The sequence below is a fragment of the Aurantiacibacter aquimixticola genome (assembly GCF_003605475.1).
In the GTDB taxonomy this organism is placed as follows: Bacteria; Pseudomonadota; Alphaproteobacteria; order Sphingomonadales; family Sphingomonadaceae; genus Alteraurantiacibacter; species Alteraurantiacibacter aquimixticola_B.
In genome coordinates this window covers 135,037-154,499 of sequence record NZ_RAHX01000001.1, presented here as the reverse complement: position 1 = coordinate 154,499, position 19,463 = coordinate 135,037, and the positions used below count along the sequence as shown (strand labels likewise).

The 19,463-nt window shown below is 63.0% G+C and carries 25 protein-coding genes; 14 read left to right on the top strand and 11 right to left on the bottom strand.

Going from position 1 to position 19,463, the window contains the following annotated elements; all coding sequences use genetic code 11:
- Nucleotides 1-140 precede the first annotated feature (140 nt).
- Nucleotides 141-1,169, bottom strand: coding sequence for a phage shock protein operon transcriptional activator (pspF, locus tag D6201_RS00825; RefSeq protein WP_120046984.1), 1,029 nt, complete (start codon nucleotides 1,167-1,169; stop codon nucleotides 141-143).
- Nucleotides 1,170-1,324: 155 nt separating this feature from the next.
- On the opposite strand from pspF, the gene D6201_RS12875 reads away from it, so the two are divergent.
- From D6201_RS12875 to D6201_RS00770, 12 genes are all read left to right on the top strand, one after another.
- The gene (locus tag D6201_RS12875) at nucleotides 1,325-1,480 is read left to right on the top strand and encodes a hypothetical protein (protein WP_165853464.1); all 156 of its coding nucleotides are present in this window, start codon (nucleotides 1,325-1,327) and stop codon (nucleotides 1,478-1,480) included.
- 71 nt (nucleotides 1,481-1,551) lie between these two features.
- Nucleotides 1,552-2,310, top strand: a complete 759-nt coding sequence (pspA, locus tag D6201_RS00820) for a phage shock protein PspA (RefSeq protein ID WP_422664711.1) — start codon at nucleotides 1,552-1,554, stop codon at nucleotides 2,308-2,310.
- Between the two features lie 3 nt (nucleotides 2,311-2,313).
- On the top strand, nucleotides 2,314-2,616 hold the full coding sequence (gene pspB, locus D6201_RS00815) for an envelope stress response membrane protein PspB (protein WP_120046983.1): 303 nt from the start codon (nucleotides 2,314-2,316) through the stop codon (nucleotides 2,614-2,616).
- On the top strand, nucleotides 2,613-2,996 hold the full coding sequence (pspC, locus tag D6201_RS00810; protein WP_120046982.1) for an envelope stress response membrane protein PspC: 384 nt from the start codon (nucleotides 2,613-2,615) through the stop codon (nucleotides 2,994-2,996). The genes pspB and pspC overlap by 4 nt, the downstream gene beginning before the upstream one ends.
- Before the next feature lie 23 nt (nucleotides 2,997-3,019).
- On the top strand, nucleotides 3,020-3,331 hold the full coding sequence (locus tag D6201_RS00805; RefSeq protein ID WP_120046981.1) for a hypothetical protein: 312 nt from the start codon (nucleotides 3,020-3,022) through the stop codon (nucleotides 3,329-3,331).
- Nucleotides 3,331-3,678 (top strand): hypothetical protein, encoded by a 348-nt coding sequence (locus D6201_RS00800; protein WP_120046980.1) that lies wholly within the window; start codon nucleotides 3,331-3,333, stop codon nucleotides 3,676-3,678. The genes D6201_RS00805 and D6201_RS00800 overlap by 1 nt, the downstream gene beginning before the upstream one ends.
- The gene (locus D6201_RS00795) at nucleotides 3,678-3,989 is read left to right on the top strand and encodes a hypothetical protein (RefSeq protein ID WP_120046979.1); all 312 of its coding nucleotides are present in this window, start codon (nucleotides 3,678-3,680) and stop codon (nucleotides 3,987-3,989) included. Before D6201_RS00800 ends, D6201_RS00795 begins: the two co-directional genes overlap by 1 nt.
- A complete protein-coding gene (locus D6201_RS00790; protein ID WP_120046978.1) occupies nucleotides 3,989-4,240 on the top strand; it encodes a hypothetical protein in 252 nt (83 codons plus the stop codon). Before D6201_RS00795 ends, D6201_RS00790 begins: the two co-directional genes overlap by 1 nt.
- Entirely contained in the window at nucleotides 4,237-4,536 is a 300-nt protein-coding gene (locus D6201_RS00785; protein ID WP_242447377.1) for a hypothetical protein, read from the top strand. Before D6201_RS00790 ends, D6201_RS00785 begins: the two co-directional genes overlap by 4 nt.
- Nucleotides 4,533-4,793, top strand: coding sequence for a hypothetical protein (locus tag D6201_RS00780; RefSeq protein ID WP_120046977.1), 261 nt, complete (start codon nucleotides 4,533-4,535; stop codon nucleotides 4,791-4,793). Before D6201_RS00785 ends, D6201_RS00780 begins: the two co-directional genes overlap by 4 nt.
- 37 nt (nucleotides 4,794-4,830) lie before the next feature.
- On the top strand, nucleotides 4,831-5,067 hold the full coding sequence (locus D6201_RS00775; protein WP_120046976.1) for a hypothetical protein: 237 nt from the start codon (nucleotides 4,831-4,833) through the stop codon (nucleotides 5,065-5,067).
- A 24-nt stretch (nucleotides 5,068-5,091) separates the two neighbouring features.
- Nucleotides 5,092-5,499, top strand: a complete 408-nt coding sequence (locus D6201_RS00770) for a SufE family protein (RefSeq protein WP_120046975.1) — start codon at nucleotides 5,092-5,094, stop codon at nucleotides 5,497-5,499.
- 73 nt (nucleotides 5,500-5,572) lie between these two features.
- On the opposite strand, the gene D6201_RS00765 is transcribed toward D6201_RS00770, so the two are convergent.
- Complete coding sequence (locus D6201_RS00765) at nucleotides 5,573-6,799, bottom strand: PPC domain-containing protein (protein ID WP_120046974.1); 1,227 nt, start codon at nucleotides 6,797-6,799, stop codon at nucleotides 5,573-5,575.
- 73 nt (nucleotides 6,800-6,872) lie between these two features.
- Entirely contained in the window at nucleotides 6,873-7,685 is an 813-nt protein-coding gene (locus D6201_RS00760; protein WP_120046973.1) for a LysR family transcriptional regulator, read from the bottom strand.
- 113 nt (nucleotides 7,686-7,798) lie between these two features.
- Here D6201_RS00760 and D6201_RS00755 point away from each other — a divergent pair, with 113 nt between their 5' ends.
- Complete coding sequence (locus tag D6201_RS00755; protein WP_120046972.1) at nucleotides 7,799-10,405, top strand: M14 family metallopeptidase; 2,607 nt, start codon at nucleotides 7,799-7,801, stop codon at nucleotides 10,403-10,405.
- 3 nt (nucleotides 10,406-10,408) lie between these two features.
- Here D6201_RS00755 and apaG read toward each other — a convergent pair whose 3' ends face one another.
- The 3 genes from apaG to D6201_RS00740 form a co-directional block, all read right to left on the bottom strand.
- Nucleotides 10,409-10,810, bottom strand: a complete 402-nt coding sequence (gene apaG / locus D6201_RS00750; RefSeq protein WP_120049106.1) for a Co2+/Mg2+ efflux protein ApaG — start codon at nucleotides 10,808-10,810, stop codon at nucleotides 10,409-10,411.
- A 63-nt stretch (nucleotides 10,811-10,873) separates the two neighbouring features.
- Nucleotides 10,874-12,883 (bottom strand): S9 family peptidase, encoded by a 2,010-nt coding sequence (locus D6201_RS00745; protein WP_120046971.1) that lies wholly within the window; start codon nucleotides 12,881-12,883, stop codon nucleotides 10,874-10,876.
- Nucleotides 12,884-12,945: 62 nt separating this feature from the next.
- The gene (locus D6201_RS00740) at nucleotides 12,946-14,154 is read right to left on the bottom strand and encodes a trans-sulfuration enzyme family protein (protein ID WP_120046970.1); all 1,209 of its coding nucleotides are present in this window, start codon (nucleotides 14,152-14,154) and stop codon (nucleotides 12,946-12,948) included.
- A gap of 78 nt (nucleotides 14,155-14,232) precedes the next feature.
- Between D6201_RS00740 and D6201_RS00735 the strand changes: the two genes are divergently transcribed.
- Entirely contained in the window at nucleotides 14,233-15,507 is a 1,275-nt protein-coding gene (locus D6201_RS00735; protein WP_120046969.1) for a glycosyltransferase family 39 protein, read from the top strand.
- A gap of 3 nt (nucleotides 15,508-15,510) precedes the next feature.
- On the opposite strand, the gene D6201_RS00730 is transcribed toward D6201_RS00735, so the two are convergent.
- The 5 genes from D6201_RS00730 to D6201_RS00710 form a co-directional block, all read right to left on the bottom strand.
- Nucleotides 15,511-16,617 (bottom strand): glycosyltransferase family 2 protein, encoded by a 1,107-nt coding sequence (locus D6201_RS00730; protein WP_277949471.1) that lies wholly within the window; start codon nucleotides 16,615-16,617, stop codon nucleotides 15,511-15,513.
- 1 nt (nucleotide 16,618) lies between these two features.
- A complete protein-coding gene (gene leuB, locus D6201_RS00725; protein ID WP_120046967.1) occupies nucleotides 16,619-17,677 on the bottom strand; it encodes a 3-isopropylmalate dehydrogenase in 1,059 nt (352 codons plus the stop codon).
- Nucleotides 17,678-17,771: 94 nt separating this feature from the next.
- Nucleotides 17,772-18,371 carry a DNA repair protein RecO gene (gene recO, locus D6201_RS00720; protein ID WP_120046966.1) on the bottom strand — a complete coding sequence of 200 codons (600 nt, stop codon included), beginning with the start codon at nucleotides 18,369-18,371 and terminating at the stop codon, nucleotides 17,772-17,774.
- 24 nt (nucleotides 18,372-18,395) lie between these two features.
- Nucleotides 18,396-18,653: an accessory factor UbiK family protein gene (locus D6201_RS00715; protein ID WP_120046965.1), complete on the bottom strand. Its 258-nt coding sequence runs from the start codon at nucleotides 18,651-18,653 to the stop codon at nucleotides 18,396-18,398.
- A gap of 169 nt (nucleotides 18,654-18,822) precedes the next feature.
- A complete protein-coding gene (locus D6201_RS00710) occupies nucleotides 18,823-19,374 on the bottom strand; it encodes a TspO/MBR family protein (RefSeq protein WP_120046964.1) in 552 nt (183 codons plus the stop codon).
- Nucleotides 19,375-19,463 lie beyond the last annotated feature (89 nt).

Genomic DNA, 19,463 nt, shown 5'->3' with positions numbered 1-19,463 from the left:
GGTCTCCGTTCGGTTGGCATTGCGGGAACAGCTTTCCGGTGCCGGCCCCTCTCGGCGCCAGCCCTTCAGTGTCACGACAATGCCGGGATGAGCGCTATGTAGGAGCCGGTGCGCGCAAACGCAACAGCAATTACACTGCCTCAGCCATCGTCCTGCATAAGCCCGTGTTTCTTGATGCAATGGCGCAGCTGATCGTAGCTGAGGCCCAGCGCCTTGGCCGTCTGGCGCTGGTTCCAGCGATTGGCGCCAAGTGCGTGCTCTACGATAGTCCGCTCATGCGCGTCGACCGCGCCGCGCAGGTCGTCGATCTTGTCGAGGCGCGGCGTGGGTGGCGTCGGCGCGGGGGACGTGGGTTCGCTTTGCTGCGGTCTCTGCGCGGGCGAGGTCAGCGGCTTCCACGGGCTGTCGAACGGGTCGAACACCACCTCACCGATGGGGTGTTCCCAATTGTCCCAGCGATAGACCGCGCGCTCCACCACATTGCGCAGTTCGCGCACGTTTCCGGGCCAGGGATGTTGCTCCATGTCTTTCGCGATATGATCGGCAAACCCGGGCCACTGCTCCCAGCCGAGCTCCGCCGCCATCCGCCGACCGAAATAATCGGCGAGCACTTCTATGTCGCCCTCCCGCACGCGCAGCGGCGGAAGAGTGATGACTTCGAAACTCAGCCGGTCGAGCAGGTCGGCGCGGAATTCGCCACGCTCGGCCTTGGCCTGCAAATCCTCGTTTGTTGCCGCGACGATACGGACATCGACGCGGGTCGGGCGGCTGGAGCCGATGCGCGTCACCTCGCCATATTCGACGGCCCTCAGCAGCCGCTCCTGCGCGCCCATCGAGAGTGTGCCCAGTTCGTCGAGAAATAATGTGCCCCGGTCGGCTTCCTCGAACCTGCCCTCCCGCGCTCTGGTAGCACCGGTGAAAGCGCCCTGCTCATGGCCGAACAGTTCGGCCTCGATCAGGGTTTCGGGCAGCGCCGCGCAATTCATGATGACGAGCGGTTCTTCCCAGCGATCGGAGAGGCGGTGAAGACGTTCGGCGATCAGTTCCTTGCCCGTCCCGCGCTCCCCGATTACCAGTACGGGGCGCGCCATCGGCGCCGCGCGACTGGCCCGCTCGACCGCGTCGAGAAAGGCGCCGGACTGGCCGATGAATTGGCTTTTCTGCTCCACGACCTAAGATGTAGCGAAATTTCCCACATCTTGGCAACAGAAACCACGACGCATTTTCGCTGTCGAGCAAAAAACCCCGGAAATCCGCCAATCCTGCAAACTGGCACACCCGTTGCAAACCATGAGACAGCAAGGGTTTCAGGAGGACCAAGACGATGTTCGATGGCAGTTTCTTCACCAGCAAAGTCGGCCATGCCGCACTGGTCAGTGTCGTCGCGATGATCGCATTCACCGTGTTCGCGCAGATTCAGCAGGATGTCGCGGGAGCCGACACCATGCTGAGCGCTACCGCTTCGGTGGCACTGGCGTGAGCGATAACAAGAACCCCCTCACGCCGGTGGGCGACGGGCTGAAGCGCGTGGGATCGAAGCTCGATCAGGAGATCGACCGCCTGCGCACCAGCCCCACCCCCACCGCGCGCGCTCTTAATACCGGAGGTAACTGGATGGGCATTTTCTCGCGTACCCGCGATATCATCGCTGCCAATTTCAACGAACTGCTCGATCAGGCGGACGATCCCGCGAAGATGATCCGCATGATCATCCTCGAAATGGAGGAAACGCTGGTCGAGGTCCGGGCGAGCGCCGCGCGTACCATTGCCGATCAGAAGGAAATGCAGCGTCACGCTGCCAAGCTGGACAGGCTGCAGCTGGACTGGGCGGACAAGGCCCAGCTGGCGCTGAGCAAGGATCGCGAAGATCTCGCCCGCGCCGCGCTTCTGGAAAAGCGCAAGGCGACCGACATGATCGACCAGCTGAAGCAGGAGATGGCGGTTCTCGACGATGCGCTGCGCGCTTACGAGCAGGACATCGCCAAGCTGCAGCATCGCCTGCGCGAAGCCCGCAGCCGGCAGAGCCAGATCGCGGCTCGCCTGGAAAGCGCGGAAAACCGCGTGAAGCTGCGCAGCCTGATGACGAATGAACGCGTGGACGAGGCGCTGACCCGCTTCGACCAGCTCGAACGCCGGGTCGACTACGCCGAAGGGCGCGCCGACTCGCTAAAGATCGCCGATGGGACCGGTGGCAACAGCCTCGCCGACGAATTCGCTGCCCTCGAAGGCGGCGACAAGGTGGACGAGGAATTGGAGGAAATGAAGCGCGCGCTCGGTAAGGGCAGCGACGCTTCGAAGAAGGAAGGCTAACGCATGTTTCCCAGCGAAATCATTATTGTACCGGCCATTTTCATCGGTTTGCCGTGGTTGATCATGCATTATGTGACCAGATGGAAAACTGCCGCCACCATCACGACGGACGATGAGGCCCTGCTTGAAGATCTCTACGGCCTCGCCAAGCGGCTCGACGAACGGATGGACACGGTGGAGCGGCTGGTCGCGATGGACAATCCCGAATTCCAGAAGCCGCGCATCCAGCACGACAAGGAAACGGACAACGTCCAGCTGCGCGAGCTTGAGGACATGCTCGCCGAGAAGAAGGAGGCCCGCCGATGAACAGCCCGCGCACCACGCTTTACCGCGACAAGCAGAATGCAAAGCTGATGGGAGTGTGCTCCGGCATCGCCGACTATACCGGCGTCAATGCATTCTGGATCAGGCTTGCGACCGTGTTCGGCACTCTTGCCTTCCTCGGTCCGCTCATCATCCCGATCTATATCCTGATGGGCCTGTTGCTGAACAAGAAGCCCGCGCACCTTTACTCCGCCGATCCGCAGGAGACGCAGTACTGGCAGCGCGTACGGCAGAACCCGAAGCGCACCGCCCGCGAAATCCGCGGACAGATGAAGGACGTCGATCGCCGCCTGGCCGAGGTCGAGAGCTACTATGTCAGCTCCAATCCGCGCCTGACGCAGCAGATCGAAGAACTGCGCTGAAACACGAATTCAGGGAGGACTAAATGGAAGGTATACTCGCACTGATGATCCCGCTTGCGCCGTTTATCATGGTGCTGGGGATCGTATGGATTTCGAAACGGAGCAAGCTTGAAGAGAAGCGGCTCGAGGCCGTCAGCAGTCAAAGCGCAGAGAAAGCGGCACAATATGCAAGTCAGATCACCGCGCTGGAAGACCGCGTCCAGGTGCTCGAACGCATTGTCACCGATCGCGGCTACGATATTGCGACGCAGATCGAAGCGCTGCGCGACACCAAATCGGTCGAGGACCGCAGCAGCGGTGTGCCGATGGACTTCGCCAAGAAGGAGCAGGTGTAATGGACTTCGGTGGCCCCGCATTCGTGATCGCGATCATCGCCCTCAGCACGGTTGGGTGGCTGGTCAACAATTGGATCCGCGCGAAGCACGGCTATTCGCTCGAAGACGAGTGGGGCGGCAAGACCGAGCGCGCCGACAGTGCGGAGACCAGGCGCCTGGAAGAACAGAACGCCAATCTGCTCGAAACGATGGAGAAGATGCAGGACCGCATGGTCGTGCTCGAACGCATCGTCACAGACAAGGGTTACACCGTTGCCGAGGAAATCGAAGCGCTGCGCGATACGCCGCGCCCCCGTGCCGAAGATAGCGGGATACCGCTTGAGCTGAACAAGAAGGAACGCGCCTGATGCCTGATCTCATCACGACAGAATTGCTTACCGTCATCGGAATCGCTGGTGTGGCGGGATGGGTTTTCACTACCTGGATCCGCGTGAAGAATGGCTATCCGCTGGAGAACAGCTGGGGTAAGGCCATCTATCCCAAGAACGATCAGGCGATCGAGCGGGTGAAGCTGTTAACCCAAGAAAATGCAGAGCTGCGCGCCGAGCTCGGATCGATGAAGGATCGCCTCGCCAATGTGGAGCGCATCGTCACCGATAGCGGCTACCAGCTGACGCACGAGATCGAGAACCTGCGCTCCGGCAAGGACGCCAACTGATGTTCGGCCCGGACACCGCCCTTGTTTTCGACGCGCTGCAAATCGCCTCGCTGGCCGTAGCGGCAGGTGCGGGTGGTGCCTGGCTGCTGATGAAGCGGCGCGCATCGCGCAATTTGCGGATCATCGATGAAGGACAGACCGGCTCGCTGGAAGAACGGGTCCGCGTCCTCGAACGCATCGCTACGGATCGCCCAACCGAACTCGCCGAAGAGATCGAGGCGCTTCGCAGCAAGTCGATGGAGACCAGATGATGGACCCAAACCTGATGGGCATCTTCGCCTTCGTCCTGATCGCCGCCGCGATTGTCTTGCCCTTCGCCTACCTCGTCAACAAGCGCGTCCAGGAGCACGCCGAGCGCAAGCTCGAACTCGAGGCACGGATCGAGGAGGCAAAAGCGCAGCAAGCCGCGCTTCCAAACGAGACGCAGCAGCATCTGGAAGACCGGATGCGCGTGCTGGAGCGGATTGTCACCGACCCCTCCACCGATCTTTCGCGTCAGATCGAGAATTTGCGCGAACTCAGCAATGAAGGAGAAGCCGCACGATGAGTTTCTGGACCATGCTTTTCCTGCTGGCGCTTGCCGGGATAGCCTACTCCATCTGGACCCGGCGGCACGATTCCGCGCAGGGAATCGTGCGAGACAGCCGCGGCGATCCGCTGCCACCTGCCAATACCGAGCGCGAGGCGGAATTGCAGAACGAGGTCGAGCAGTTGCGAGAGCGTGTGAAGGTACTGGAACGGATCGCCACCGATCCCTCGCGCCGCACCGCGGAGGAAATCGAGAAGCTGCGCGACAAGGACTGAGCGCACTTACGTCACACTGGCCAGGGAGGCCCTGAAAATGCAGATCGACATGATTTTGGCCGCAACCGCATTGGTCGGGCTGGTAGTGCTGGCAGGCACCATGCTGCTCGGCTGGCAAGGCTGGCTCGCGCTGAAGAACCGCGAGCTGGAGATGCATCGCCTGCCGCGAGAGCTTGAAGGCGGATCTCCCGAAGGCATGGCCCGCATCGAGATCGCCGACCTCAAAGAACGCATCCGAAAGCTCGAAGCGATCGCCAGCGGGGTGGACCTCTGATGAAGAGACACTAAGTGCGCAGCCATGCGCACTCTCCAGGACATTCACGAAGAATACAATTTTCTCGAAGGCGATGAACGCTATCGCCTGCTGATCGAGCTTGGCCGCGAGCTGGACGAAATGCCCGATGCGCTCAAGACGGAGAGCACGCTGGTGCGCGGATGCTCAGCACAGGTCTGGGTCTATCCGACCGGCGACATGGAAAAGCTGCACTTCCTGGCCGACAGCAATGCGGCGATCACCAAGGGCATCGTGGCGCTGGTGATTGCCGCCGTGCAGGACAAGCCTGCACCCGAGGTCTCGCAGATGGACATCGCGGAGGCGCTGTCACCTTTCGATCTCAAGAATCAGCTCAGCAGCAACCGGACCCAAGGGGTGCCGAACATGATTGCGCTGGTGAAGGATCATGCCGCGCGGATAGCCACCGGCTGATCCACCAAGACGCGAACAAGGGCGAGGTTGCCCCCGCCCTTGTTCGTTGCAGGTCGGGCCGACGTCCTGGCTGTCAGTCGAGCGCTTCCAGCATGATGCCCGCATCCTCGTTCGGAATTGCCCTCGCTTCCATGCCCTCGCTCAGCGTCAGCGTGTAATTGCCTCCGGATCCGCTGAAGGCCCTCACGCGAATGCGCAGCATGTCGAGCAGATCGGGATGGTCCGCCAGCGTGCCGAGATCCAGCGGCAACATGGCATCCAGCGTGCCCGACCCATCATCATCGGTCGCGGCGACGGCGAAGCCCAGCGGCGTCTCGAAGCCGACTTCGACATAGGGATCGATCTCGCCGCCGAAATCCGGATCGGCGGCCTCCACCGCGTTCATGCGAATGGTCACTTCGCCATTGCCCCTGCGAATGGCGGCCTTCGCCGCGTCGCTCAGCTGGTAGTCGATCTGCGAGGGCATGAATGCCGAGGTGTCGTTCCAGCTGGAGCCGAGTTCGCCGCTCGCCTCATCCTCTATGCCGATGACCTGCAGCGGCAGTTGCGCGCTGCGCTCGCGGCGATCGCGGACACGAAGCGTGTATTCGCCCTGGCTCTCGCCGAAGCCTTGCGCAGCGATGGTGTAGGTTCCGGCATTTTCGAAAGTGTGCACCAGCAGGGAATTGAGGCCCTGCCCGCCATCGTCATCCGAGGCGATGGTTTCGCCATTGCCGTCGCGCAGTTCGAGATAAGGATCGAGGTCTCCCTCGGACAGCAGCGCCACCTCGATCATGTCGCCCGCATCGGCCCGGAAGGTGAAGAGATTTTCTTCGCCTTCCACAGTGCCCGTTTCGCGGGCGCCATAGGTCACCGCACGGGTGACGGGAGCTACGAAAGGTTCGGTGTCCAATGCCAGCCGGAAGGTGCCGCCATAAGTCTCGCCGTCTTCGAGCCAGTCGGCGTCGAAGCTGTTGACCACGATATTGACCCGGCGACCGCTTTCTCCGCCGCGGATGCGCAAACGCGAATTCAACTCGTCGCCGCCATCGTCGTCCTCGGCAATGAATTCTTCGGTCGCGGCATCGGTGATCGTCACCATCGGATCGAGATCGGAGGTCGAGATCACGTCGATCTGCGTTACGCTGTTGGCGGGAATGGTCAGCGTATAGCTGGCGGCGGCGTTATCGAGCGCGCCATCGTAGCTCGCTTCACCCGTCGCGGCCGTGCCGAGATCGCGCGACTGGGCGTGCGCTGCGGTCGGCGCGATGAGCATGGCGGCACCGATCAGCAGGGCCGCTTTTGAAATTGTGAAACGCATCTTTTCCCCCTTCGTGAAAAACCGTGCAGCGGATGATACCGCCGCGATATCGCCCTTGCTAGGGCGCAAATGCTTAATCCGCGATTTCGCTCGTGCCGTCCTTCGTGAGGTGCGCGACCAGCGTTTTCACCTTGGCCTGCCGCCATTGCGGGCGCGGCGCGACCAGCCAATAGGCGCGGCGGCAATCCTCTTCTTCGCTATGCGCTTCGAGCCGCCCTTCGGCGAGCGCGTCCGAAACGAGCGGGAGGGGCAGCCAGACGCGGCCCAGGCCGGCCAGCGTCGATGCCAGAGCCTGCCCGGAATTACCGACTTGCAGCCCGACCTTGGCGCCTTCGGGCGCTTCGTATGTCGGCCAGCTGATCCAGCTATCCGGCGCACCGGGCGCCGCAACGGCGACCTTGCAGCCATCGGTCAGGCGCACGCCTTCCATGTCGCCCGGTCCATCCACCAGCCGCACCGCGAAATCGAGATTGGTCTCGGCGAAATCGGCATTCTCGTCTGCAGTGAGCTGGATGCGGATGTCGGGATTGGCTTCACGGTATCTTGCGAGCCTCGGTGCAAGCCATTGCGCATAGAACTCGCGCGGGGCGGCGATGGCGTAATTGGAACTCGATTGCCCCGCCTGCATCGCCTGCACACTTTCCTCGAAGCGAAGAAAGCCTTCGCGAAGCGCATCGAGGCCTGCCGCCGCTTCGCCGGTCAGCTCGAGGCCTCTGGATGTGCGCCGAAACAGCACCACGCCTAACACATCCTCCAGCGCGCGGATCTGCTGGCCGACCGCGGCCGGCGTCACCGCAAGCTCGTCCGCCGCACGGGTGAAGCTGAGATGCCGGGCTGCGGCATCGAAGACGCGCAAGGCGTTGAGAGGCAGGTGCGTGCGTTTCATCGGTAAATCTGCTGTCGCCTGTATGGTCGAGCGCGCAGGGCTGCAAGCCGCTTGACCACGGCGTGCTGCCTGCGCACACATGCCGTTCGAGGGATTCCCGCCTGGAGATACGAATGATCCGTCCGATACTGGGCCTCTTTGCCGCCGTGACCGCCCTGCTGGCCGTTCCGGCAAGCGCGCAAAGCTTTGTGGATGGCGAGTTCGATGCCGCCATCCCGACGCTGGAAGAGGTCGCCGGGCACCGCACGGGCGAGCAGATCACGCGGCCCGATGTCGCGCTTCGCTATATGGAAGCGCTGGCGGCGGCCGCGCCCGACCGGATGCGCATCGTACCCTACGCGACGAGTTGGGAAGGCCGGCCTCTCGTCTATGCGATCCTGACGAGCACCCAGAACATGGCGCGGATCGACGCCATTCAGGCGGACATGCAGCGCATCGCGCAGGGCGGTGCGCCGGGGCCGGACAGCCTGCCCGTGACATGGCTGAGCTATGGCGTTCACGGGGATGAGATCAGTTCCACCGATGCGGCGCTGGCAATGACTTATCATCTGCTGGCGGCGCGTGGGAATCCGCAGGTGGACGCCATCCTCGGCAACAGCATTGTCATCATCGATCCCAACCAGAACCCCGATGGCCGCGCACGCTTCACCAGCAGCTACTATCAGCAATTGGGCATTGCGCCCTCGCCCAATCGCTACACCGCCGGGCATGATCAGCCCTGGCCCGGCGGGCGGTACAATCACTACCTCTTCGATCTCAATCGCGACTGGTTCGCCCTCACCCAGCCGGAAACGCGCGGCAAGGTGGCGGCGGTGGCCGCGTGGAACCCGGTCGTGCTGGTCGATGCGCATGAGATGGGCGGAGATCAGACCTATTTCTTCCCACCCAGCGCCGATCCGTTCAATCCCTACATCACGCAGGAACAGCGCGCGAAGCAGAACCTGCTTGGCCGGAACAACGGTGCCGCGCTCGATCGCATCGGCGTGCCCTATTACACGCGCGAAATCTTCGATGCGTTTTACCCCGGCTATGGCGACACCTGGCCGACGCTGAATGGCGCCATCGCCATGACATTCGAGCAGGCAAGCGCACGCGGCCTCGTCTGGGAGCGGGACGAGGGCGACCTGCTGACCTATGCCGAAGGCGTCCGCAATCACTTCATCACATCGCTGGCAACCGCGGAAACCGTGGCGCGCAACGCCGACACATTCCTGCGCGACTATGCCAATTACCGGCGCAGTGCAGCTTCGGGGGCCGTGGGCAGCGGCTATTTCGTGATCGACCTGGCGGAAAGGCGCTGGAACGCCGAAGCGCTGGGGCGGCGACTGGCGGCGCAGGGCATTGCCGTGGGCCGTGTAAGCGGCGCGGCATCCGCCTGTAGCCGCAATTATCCCGAGGGTTATCTTTCTGTGTCGATGCGGCAGCCGTCCGCGCGCCTCATCCGCAGCTTGCTGGACCGCGATGTGGAACTTCCCGCCGACTTCATCGCCGAACAGGAAGCGCGCCGTTCGTCCGACCTACCGCACGAAATATACGACACGACCGCCTGGTCCGTCGGCCAGATGAGTGGTCTGGATATTGCCGAATGCGGTTCGGTTTCGGGCGGCACTGCTCTTGCTCCGGACGCGCCTCTGCCCGCGCGCGCTTCGGCACCGGGCGCATTTGGCCTAGCGGTCCCATGGCACGATAGCGGGCAGGTCCGACTGGTTGCGGAAGCGATGAAGGCAGGGCTGCGCGGCCGCGCGACGGACACGGCCTTCACCGTCGAAGGCGTGACCTATCCACGCGGAACCGTGGTTTTCACCAATGCCGATAACAATGGGTCGCTCGCGTCCCTGACAGCACTGGCGCAGGAGATCGGTGCTGAAACACGCCCCCTCGCTTCCGGCTGGGTCGATGACGGGCCCAATCTCGGCTCCAACAGTTTCGTCCAGCTTCGCACGCCACGCATCGCGATGCTGTGGGACGGGCGCGTCTCGCCGCTCTCGGCAGGGGCAACGCGCTATGTGATCGAGCAGCGCTTCGGTCTGCCCGTCGCCCCCATCCGCGTCGACACCGTGGCGCGCGCCGACCTGTCGGAATTCGACGTGCTGATCGCGCCTGACGGCTCCGGCCTTGGAGATGGTGAGCGTGGCGCGATTGCCCGCTATGTGCGCGGTGGCGGTGTGCTGCTCGCTTACGGCGATATGCTCGCAAGCCTTGCCAGCGGGGACGACGCGCTGTTCGCCACGCGCCGCGAGACCGTGCTCGGCGGCGAACCGAGCGAGGAGGATGAGGACGAAGGCGAGACCGCACCGGGCACCGCAATCGAAAGCCTGGCCGATTACCGCGCTGCGATCCTCGATGACGGCCGTCGTCCGGATACGCTGCCCGGCGCATTGCTCAATACCGTGATCGACGGCGAAAATTTTCTTGCCGCTGGATATGACGGAGCGCCGCCGACGGTTTTCGCTGATGGCGCGCTGATCCTGACGCCGCTGACATTGTCGGACGGCGTGAATGTGGTGCGCTATGCCGGAGCGGACGAACTGGTCGCGGCGGGATATGTGTGGGACGAGAACCGCCGCCAGATGGCGTTCAAGCCTTACATGATCGCGCAGCCGAGTGGACGCGGCCTTGCAATCGGTTTCGCGCACGACCCGGCGGTGCGGGGATATCTCGACGGCCTCGACCTGCTGCTGGCAAACGCCGTGATCGTCGCGCCCAACCGGGTGCGATGAACTCTAACGTGCCTGTTCGGCGGGCGCGGCTAGAGGGAAATGCGGGATGCGCACCTCGAAGGGAGATCCATCGGCGCGGGTGAAGGTGTAGAACCCTTCCATGTTGCCCATATTTGTCGTCAACTCGCAGCCCGAAACGTAGTCATGCGTGTCGCCCGGTGACAGCACTGGCGTTTCGCCGACCACGCCTTCGCCATCGACGATATTCACCATGCCGTTCGCATCGGTGATCCGCCAATGACGCTTTTGCAGCTGGACGCGCTCATCCGACCCGTTTTCGATACGGATATGGTAGACCCAGAACCACCGTCCGGCGCCAGTGCGCGACTGGTCCGGCATGAAATTGACCGAGACACGCACAGTGATGCCCGCCGTGATCGCGGCGTGCTGGAACAGAGACTGGATCGCATCGATCGCCATGCCCGCAAAGGTAGCGCGTCTGCGCCGCCCGGCAAGGGGTGATGGCTATTAGTCCGCCGGATTGTGCCGATCGAGGAACGAGACGACGGCGTCGTAATAGGCCTGCTCATCCTCGGGATTCCAGAAACCGTGTCCCGAATCCTCCAGCACCAGCGTTTCGATCGGAATGTCCGCGCGATTGGCGCGGCCAACCATCAACTCATACTGATCGAATGGTACGCGATTATCCTTCTCACCATGCACAAGCAGCAGAGGACGAGCGAGACGACGGACCTGTACCGCCGGCGAAACGTCATCGAGATCGAAATTTGTCTGATCGCCATCGACACGGTCCCAATGACGCCCCCGATTGCGACCGAACAGGTAGTCCTTATCGTGTTTCAGCTGTCGCTCGAAATGGGTGACGCCGGCAAAACTCACGCCGCAGCGGTAGATGTCCGGATTGCGAATAACCCCCCACATGGCGGCGAACCCGCCATAGCTCGTCCCGATCATGCAGACCCGCGCTGGATCGACGATGCCCTGCATCACCAGATGCGCCACGGCGTCGTCGAGATCGTCCTGCATCGCTCGCCCAATCTGGCCGTGGCCCAGCAGCTCGAAATCCTCCCCATAGCCGCCGGAACCGCGGAAATTCGGCTGGATCACGGCGTAACCGCGATTTGCCAGAAGCTGCACCATATCGTCGTAATCGTCCCAATCGCGCACGCCGTATGGCCCGCCATGCGGATAGACGATCAACGGCAGGTTGGACGCCTCGCGCCCGCGCGGCAGCGTCAGGTACCCATGGATCGACGTGCCATCGCGCGCGTCGTAGCGCATCGCCTCCGGCGAGCTCAGCGAAGCGGCTGGAATGTTCGGGCGATATTCGGCGAAGAGAGACAGGTCGCGACTTTCCGGCGTGAATACGTAGAGGGCGCCTGGATCGGCCGGACCCGACTGGAGAACGAGCATCCGATTGAGATCGTCTGTGATGTCGAGGATCGTCACCGCGCTTCCAGGCAGAGCCTGTCCGAGCAGGTCGCGCCAGCGGCGGATTTCGGGATCGAGCCATTCGCGCCGATATCTGTCACCTTCGTAGCCGACGGCGATCGGGTTGCGATCCGCGTCGAACACCACCGACGACACGTCCTCATCCGCCGACTGGAAAACCACATCGCCGAGTTGGCCGGTGGAGAAATCGAACTGCATCAGCGCCCGGCGGTTGCCCCCCTCGGGGACCGTGATGGAATATCCGGTATCGCTTCCTGCGCGCAGCCCCATGAAATCCCACTTTTCGAGCGCATCCTCATCGTCGACGCGGACCCTTGCGACCGTTTCCCACTCATCGTCGGCGCTGCTGCGATAGCGCATGCCGATGCGACCATATCCTCGCGCGCCAAGGCCGATGCGCACCGTGCCGGTTTCATCGGCGATCCAGGCGGAAACATTGGGATGCCGACTTTGCATACGCTCACCGCGAATCTCGTCATCGCGCTCCTGCGAATTGAGATCGAAGCGCCAGACGTCCGGCTCTCGGCCCCACCCTTCCGACATGGAGACCAACACAAAACTGCCATCCGGGCTGGTATGAATGATATTGTCGCCGTCGAAGCTCATGCGGCCAAGGGCGAGCGCGCGGAACTGGCGCGTGCTGATGTCGAAAGACAGCAGCCTGCTGTAATATAGCCCGTAGCGGTCATCCTGGCCGATGACCGAAAACAGCATACGGTCGTCATTGACCCAGCGAAACCACTTGAATTCATCCGGATCGCCGAGGTTGAGACCATCGACGAGCTGGCGCGTCTCGCTGTCGTAAATGCTCAAATAGAGGTTTTCTTCCCGCAGCACGGTGAAAGCAAATCGGCTACCGTCCGGAGACAGGCGCGCGCGACTGAATTCCGATCGACCGGCGAACGCCTCGGTGGGTATCTCATCGGGAATATCGGTGGTGCTCGCCGATACGGGCGCGACGTCGTCTTCCTCTTGCGCGATGGCAGCGGATGGAAGTGCGAACGCGACTGCGGTTAGCACACCGAGCGAAACGAGAGCCAAGGCCCTCCCGTGAAAATTTTTCATGATTGACCCCCTTGTCGCGCAAAATCTGCCAACAAAATGCGTCAATCGCAAGTCACGTTTGTTTACAGACCGATACGGCCCAGAGCCCGCTCCAGATCCTCGATCAGGTCGAACGTATCTTCGAGCCCGACATTGAGCCGCAGCATGCCATCCGCAATGCCCGCCTCCGCACGGCCTTCCTCGCCCATATTGTAATGCGTCGTGCTCGCCGGATGGGTGATGAGCGATTTGGAATCGCCGATATTGTTGGAGATGTCGATAAGCTCGAGCGCATTACAAAGCGCCATCGCTTGGCGCTGACCGTCCGGCGCGAAGAAGGCAAAGATCGGACCTGCCGCGCGCATCTGGCGTTGGCAGAGATCATGCTGCGGATGGCTTGGCAAGCCGGGGTGCAGCACGCGTAGCCCCTTATCTTCCAGGAAGGCGGCGACCTTCATCGCGCTCTCGCTTTGCGCAGGCGCGCGCAGCGGCAGCGTCTCCAGCCCTTTCAGCACGTTCCAGGCATTGAACGGCGCGCAGATCGGGCCGGTGTTGCGCTGGAAGGGGCTGAGAAATTCCTCGATCCAGTCACGGCTCGCGCACACCGCGCCTGCCATGACGCGGCCCTGCCCGTCCATCAGTTTGGTCGCCGAATAGGCTATGACATCCGCGCCGAAGTCCATCGGTCGCTGCAGCACGGGCGTGGCAAAGGCATTGTCGACCACGGTGGTGATCCCCTTCGATCGCGCCAGGCCGCACACGAATTCGAGATCGACCAGGTCCATCGTCGGATTGGCGGGCGTTTCGAAGAAGAAAGCCCTGGTGTTGTCCTGCAATGCCGCTTCCCAAGCGGCATTGTCCGTCCCGTCGATCGCCGTGTGGGTGATGCCGAAGCGATTGAGCACATTGTCGAGAATCCAGCGGCAGCTTCCGAAGGCCGCCCGGCCCGCCACCACGTGATCTCCCGCCGACAGCATGCATAGCAGCGAGCTCGTCATCGCCGCCATGCCGCTCGCTTGCACCAGGCATGCCTCCGCGCCCTCCATCGCGGCGATGCGGTGTTGCAGCATCTCGACCGTGGGGTTCTTGAAGCGGGAATATTGCATCCCGTCGGCCTCGCCCGCGAACCGCGCCGCGACTTCCTCGGCGCTGTCATAGGTGAAGCCGCTGGTGAGGTAGAGCGCCTCGCTCGTCTCTCCATGCTGGCTGCGCCAAGTGCCTGCGCGAACGGCCTGCGTGGCGGGCCGCCATGTCGCGACTGCCGCGGGATCGATGCCTGTATCCTTCTTCATCGCGGCCGGTGTTAGGGTGACAGGCGCGCTTTGCCAATTGCCCTTGAGTGCCGCGCCGGTTACGCCTCCCTCCCGTCCATGAGCGCCGTCCCCGACCACCCTCGCGATCCTTTCGGCTGGAATGTCGTTATCGCACTCGTCTTCGCCGCGCTGTCGCTCGTTCGCCTGACCGTGCCCGGCGAACCCTACTTCGACGAAATCCATTACCTACCCGCCGCGCGCGCAGTCCTCGAACTGGACGTCGCGATGAATGTCGAGCACCCGCCGCTGGCCAAACAGGTCATCGCACTCGGCATCTGGCTGTTCGGCGACGGGCCGTTCGGCTGGCGCTTCCCGAGCGTCATGTTCGGAACGCTGGCGCTATTCGCATCGATGCGCGCCATATGGTTCGTCAACCGCACCCGCCTGGCGAGTATGCTGACTGGGCTCTTCGTCGGCACCAATTTTCTGCTTTTCGTGCACGCCCGCATCGCCATGCTGGATGTCTTCATGGTTGGCTTCCTGATGCTGGCACTATGGATGCTTGCAGGCGCGGTGCGGGAGAACGAGACGGGCCGCGGGCGGCTGATCATCTGCGGCGTGGCGCTCGGCTGCGCGATGGCGAGCAAGTGGAACGCGATCCCTCTCGCCGTCCTGCCAGGCCTCGCCTTCCTGGCGGCGCGCTGGAAGGCGGAGCGGCGGCGGCTCCTCGTCTCGCGCCGTGGCTGGCCTGTGGCTGGCATCTCGCTCCTGGAAGCCGGGCTGTGGCTCGGCCTCCTGCCGCTTGCGGTCTATGCCTTGACCTTCTGGCCCTTTCTGTACTGGGATCTGGAAGGCAGCGATGCGCGTGGTCTCTTCGCGCTGCACGGCTATATGCTATCGCTGCAGACGCAGGTGCCCGAGCCGCATCCCTATCAAAGCGCCTGGTGGCAGTGGATCGCGAACAGCCGCGCCATCTGGTATCTCTACGAGGACGTGGACGGTGCAATGCGCGGCGTCATGCTGATCGGCAATCCGGTGACGATGTGGTTCGGCCTGATTGCGATGAGCTGGTGCGGCTGGGCAGCGTGGACCCAGCATCGCCGTGACTGCGCCGCAGTGCTCGTTCTTTACGTCGCCAGCCTCGCCCTGTGGGTTGTCGCGCCAAAGGCGGTGCAGTTCTACTTCCACTATTTCCTGCCGGGAATGTTCGTTTCCGCAGCGCTGGCGCTGGGTGTCGAGCAGCTCTGGGAACGCGGCGAACGGCTGATCCCCTGGGCGATGATCCTCGGCGCGAGCGCGTGCTTCATCTACTGGTTCCCCATCCTAACCGCCGCCCCGCTCAGCGATGGTCAGGATTTCCTGAAATGGGCGTGGTTCGACAGCTGGCGGTAGGGCCTAGCGAAATCGCCCCCAGACGAACCTGCTCGACAGGGCGTAATTCCAGACAGAGCCGATGGCGACGCCGGTCAGGGCCGCGATCCACCACGCCAGACCCTGATCTTCGAGCACGGTGGCGACCGCGACATTGGCAAATGCACCCACGGCACATGCCCCGCAGAATTTCAGCCATCCGCGCAGCATCTCGGCGGCGCCGGAAAGCTTGCGATCACGATAGGTCAGCAAATTATTGAGCCAGAAATTGAACGTCATCGCCACCAGGGTCGCGATGGCCTGTGCCCAGCCGAACTCGATCCTTTCCGGCCAGTAGATCGCCGCCAGCACCGCCATGTGTACAAAGACGCCGAGCCCGCCGACAAGGCCGAACAGCACGAAGCGGGTCGGGATCCAGCGACCGAAATATCGCTCCACCAATCCGCCGAGGAAATCGAGCACGACGGCATGATCGAGCTTGCTTTCACCGGCGCGGCGCGGCGCGAAGGCAAGCGGAAATTCGCGTACGCGCAGCGGCGGGCTGGCCGTAGCGAGAATGTCGAGCATGATCTTGAAACCGATGCCGGAAAGACTGCTCGCCTGTTTTCGGACCTGCTCGGTGCGCAACAGGAAGAACCCGCTCATGGCGTCGGTCAGTTCGCTCCCGGTCAGCTTGCGGGCGAGCGCATTGGCAATTTTCGATCCACTCTCGCGCCGCGCAGAAGGCAGACCATGGGCATTTCCACCGACCGCGAAGCGGCTGGCATAGGCAAGATCGCAGTCACCCGACTTCACCGCTGCGATCATGTCTTTAAGCAAGGCGGGATCGTGCTGGTGGTCGGCATCCATCACCGCCACGAAGGGGGCGGCCGTCGCGCACATGCCCTCGATCGCAGCGCTTGCCAGCCCGCGGCGGCCGATCCGCTCGATCACCCTTATTCGCGGATCGGAGCGCGCGATGCGGCGCGCTTCCTCGGCTGTTCCATCGTGCGAATTGTCGTCGACGAAGACGGCTTCCCAACCTGTCGATCCGAGAGCCGCCTGCAATCGGTCGACCATCGGCGCTATATTCTCCCTCTCATTGAGCGTTGGCAGTACGATGGCCAGTTCGAGCGGCTGGGACGCGGTCACGTCAGAGCCGTTCGACCACCGCGCCGCCGATTTCCCGCGTGCTCGCCGTGCCTCCGAGATCGGCACCGCGTATACCATCCGAAAGCGCTGCGGACACGGCCTGCTCGACTCGCAATGCATCGTTCTCGCGGCCGAGCGAATGACGAAGCAGCATGGCAAGCGAGAGGATCATCGCCATCGGATTGGCTTTGCCCTGCCCGGCAATATCCGGCGCGCTGCCGTGGATCGGCTCGTACATGCCGAATGTGCCGAAATCGGTCCGCCGCTCACCCAGCGCGGCGCTCGCGAGCAGGCCGATCGATCCGACGCACATGCTCGCCTGGTCGGAGAGGATATCGCCGAACAGATTGCCGGTCACCATGACATCGAACTGGCCGGGATCGCGGACCAGCTGCATGGCGGCGTTGTCGACATAGATGTGATCGAGAGCGACATCCGGATACTCGCTCGCGACCTCCGTGACGACATCGCGCCAGAGCTGGCTGGTCTCGAGCACATTGGCCTTGTCGACGCTGGTCAGGCGATGGCCGCGCCTCTGTGCCGCGCGAAAGGCGATATGTGCGATGCGCCGAACTTCGTCTTCGGCATAGGACATCGCGTCCCATCCTTCGCGCCGTCCGTCCACAGTTTCACGCATTCCCTTGTCGCCGAAATAGACGTCGCCATTCAGCTCACGCACGATCAACAGATCGATTTCCGAAGCGATTTCAGGGCGAAGCGCGGACATATTTTCAAGTCCCGCAAAGGTCTTCGCGGGGCGCAGATTGGCAAACAGACCAAGCTCGCTGCGCAGGCCGAGGATCGCCTGTTCGGGCCGCAAGTGGCGCTCCAGCCCATCGCAAGACGGGTCTCCGACCGCGCCGAACAATACGGCTTCGGCAGCCCGCGCCATCTCCAGCGTCTCTTCCGGCAGAGGATGGCCATGACGTCGATAGGCTGCGCCGCCGACATCGCCTTCGAAGATCACGAGTCCGGGCAGATCGAGTCCATCCAGGACGCGGCGCGCCTCCGCCATGATCTCGGGGCCGATCCCATCTCCTGCGAATAAAGCTATCTTCAACTCATGCCTCGTCATTGCGAGCGAAGCGAAGCAATCCAGTCCCGTATTGGCTGGATTGCCACGTCGCCTGCGGCTCCTCGCAATGACGAGGGAGCTAGGCGATCCGTGCCAAAAGCTCTCTTAGTCTCGAACGCGCCGACATAACATCGCCGCGACGGTCGGCAAGCAGGTAGTGATGCAGCGGCTCTGCCAGGGCATCCATCGCTTCGATTACCTGGGCAAGTTCGCCCTGCGGCCTACCCCCTGCGCCGCCATAACCGAGTTCGCGAAGCATCAGGGCCTCGTAACCGACAAGCGCGGAGGCCCAGCCGCGGGCCGAGGGCGCATGGCATATGGCGTCCAGTGCTCCACCAAGCGCCTCGTAAAGGGTGGGATAGGGCTGGCGTTCAGGCAGTGCCGTCGCAGTGAGCGCCGTCGCCCAGCCGATTGCGGCAGCGGGCAGCGGCTCGGCAAGCCAGGGGCCGCGGCTGTCCACCAGCTCCACTTTCGCGAAGGGCAGTTGGCTGTCCGACTTGGCAGATAGCTGCAGGTCGATCCGATTGCCGGGGATGACGACCGGGCGCAGCTGTCGCCCGCGCCCTCCGGCGACATAGCCGGCGATCAGGCCATATTCGAAGGTCAGAAACCGCGCGACCACCGCGGTCTCGCCATGCTGGCGCGCGGCGACGAGTATGGCAGGAGCGCGAAGATGCATAAAGTCGCGCGCGCTCTGGAAAGGTCAGTCCTTATCGGACCCGATCTTCGCTTCGAGCGCCATGATTTTTGCTTCGAGGACATCGACCTTTTCGCGAGCAAGGCTGGCCATGTCCTTCACCGCGTCGAATTCCTCGCGGCTGACGAAATCCATGCCGCCCATCGCTTCCTTCATCCGCTCACGCGCATTCTCGCGCGCCTCCCGACCCATGCCGGCCAGCGTGCCGGCGGCGGAATTGGCGACTTTCACGAAGTCGGCGATGATTTTGTTTTCGCTCTGCATGCAGGGAATGTGGGCAGCGCAGCGGTGCTTGGCAAGAATTTTCGTTTGCGAAGCCGCCTCCGCGGCTTCGTCCTCCCGGCGATTCCCTCCGCTGCGCTGCGGGGCCGGTCCGGGCGGGTGGTCGCCTATGTCGGTCGCTACCGCGCCCGATTGCGAGGCAGTTTTCCTATCACAGTTCGAAAGTCTGCACCGCGCCGCTCTCATCGACATCGCCGCCATCCGGATTGAGCTGGAGAAACTGCCAGTTGAGCACAGTCGCAAACAGGATCCAGCCGAGATAGGGCAGCATTAGCCAGCCTGCGAGCTTGCGCACGCGGAAGAACAGGATGGTGGTCAGAACCGCCAGCACATCCACCGCGATCAGAACATAAAGCGCCGCTTCGAGCTGCTGCTGACCGAAGAACACCGGGGTCCACGCCAGATTCGCCGCCAGGTGGACGAGGAAGGCGACAATCGCCCAGCCGCGAATGCGCGAACCCCAGGCCGCGCAGACGACGGCAAAGGCAAAGCCGATCATCGCGTAGAGAATGGTCCAGACGATCCCGAAAGTCGCGGGCGGTGGATAGATCGCAGGCTTGGTGAGCGACTGGAACCAAGCGCTGTTCGAATCGCCGCCGACCTGGCCTGACAGAAAGCCGAGCAACATCACGGCGGGCACGATAAACAGCGACCAGCGGATCAGGCTGGCGCGCAACTGGCCGGGGGACGCAAGGCGGGTCATTCACTCTCCACTGGCGAGGATTCGCAAGACGCCACGTTCTGGCGAGGCAGCGGCGCAAGGGCAAGCGGGCGCGCTGGCGCTGTCCGCAA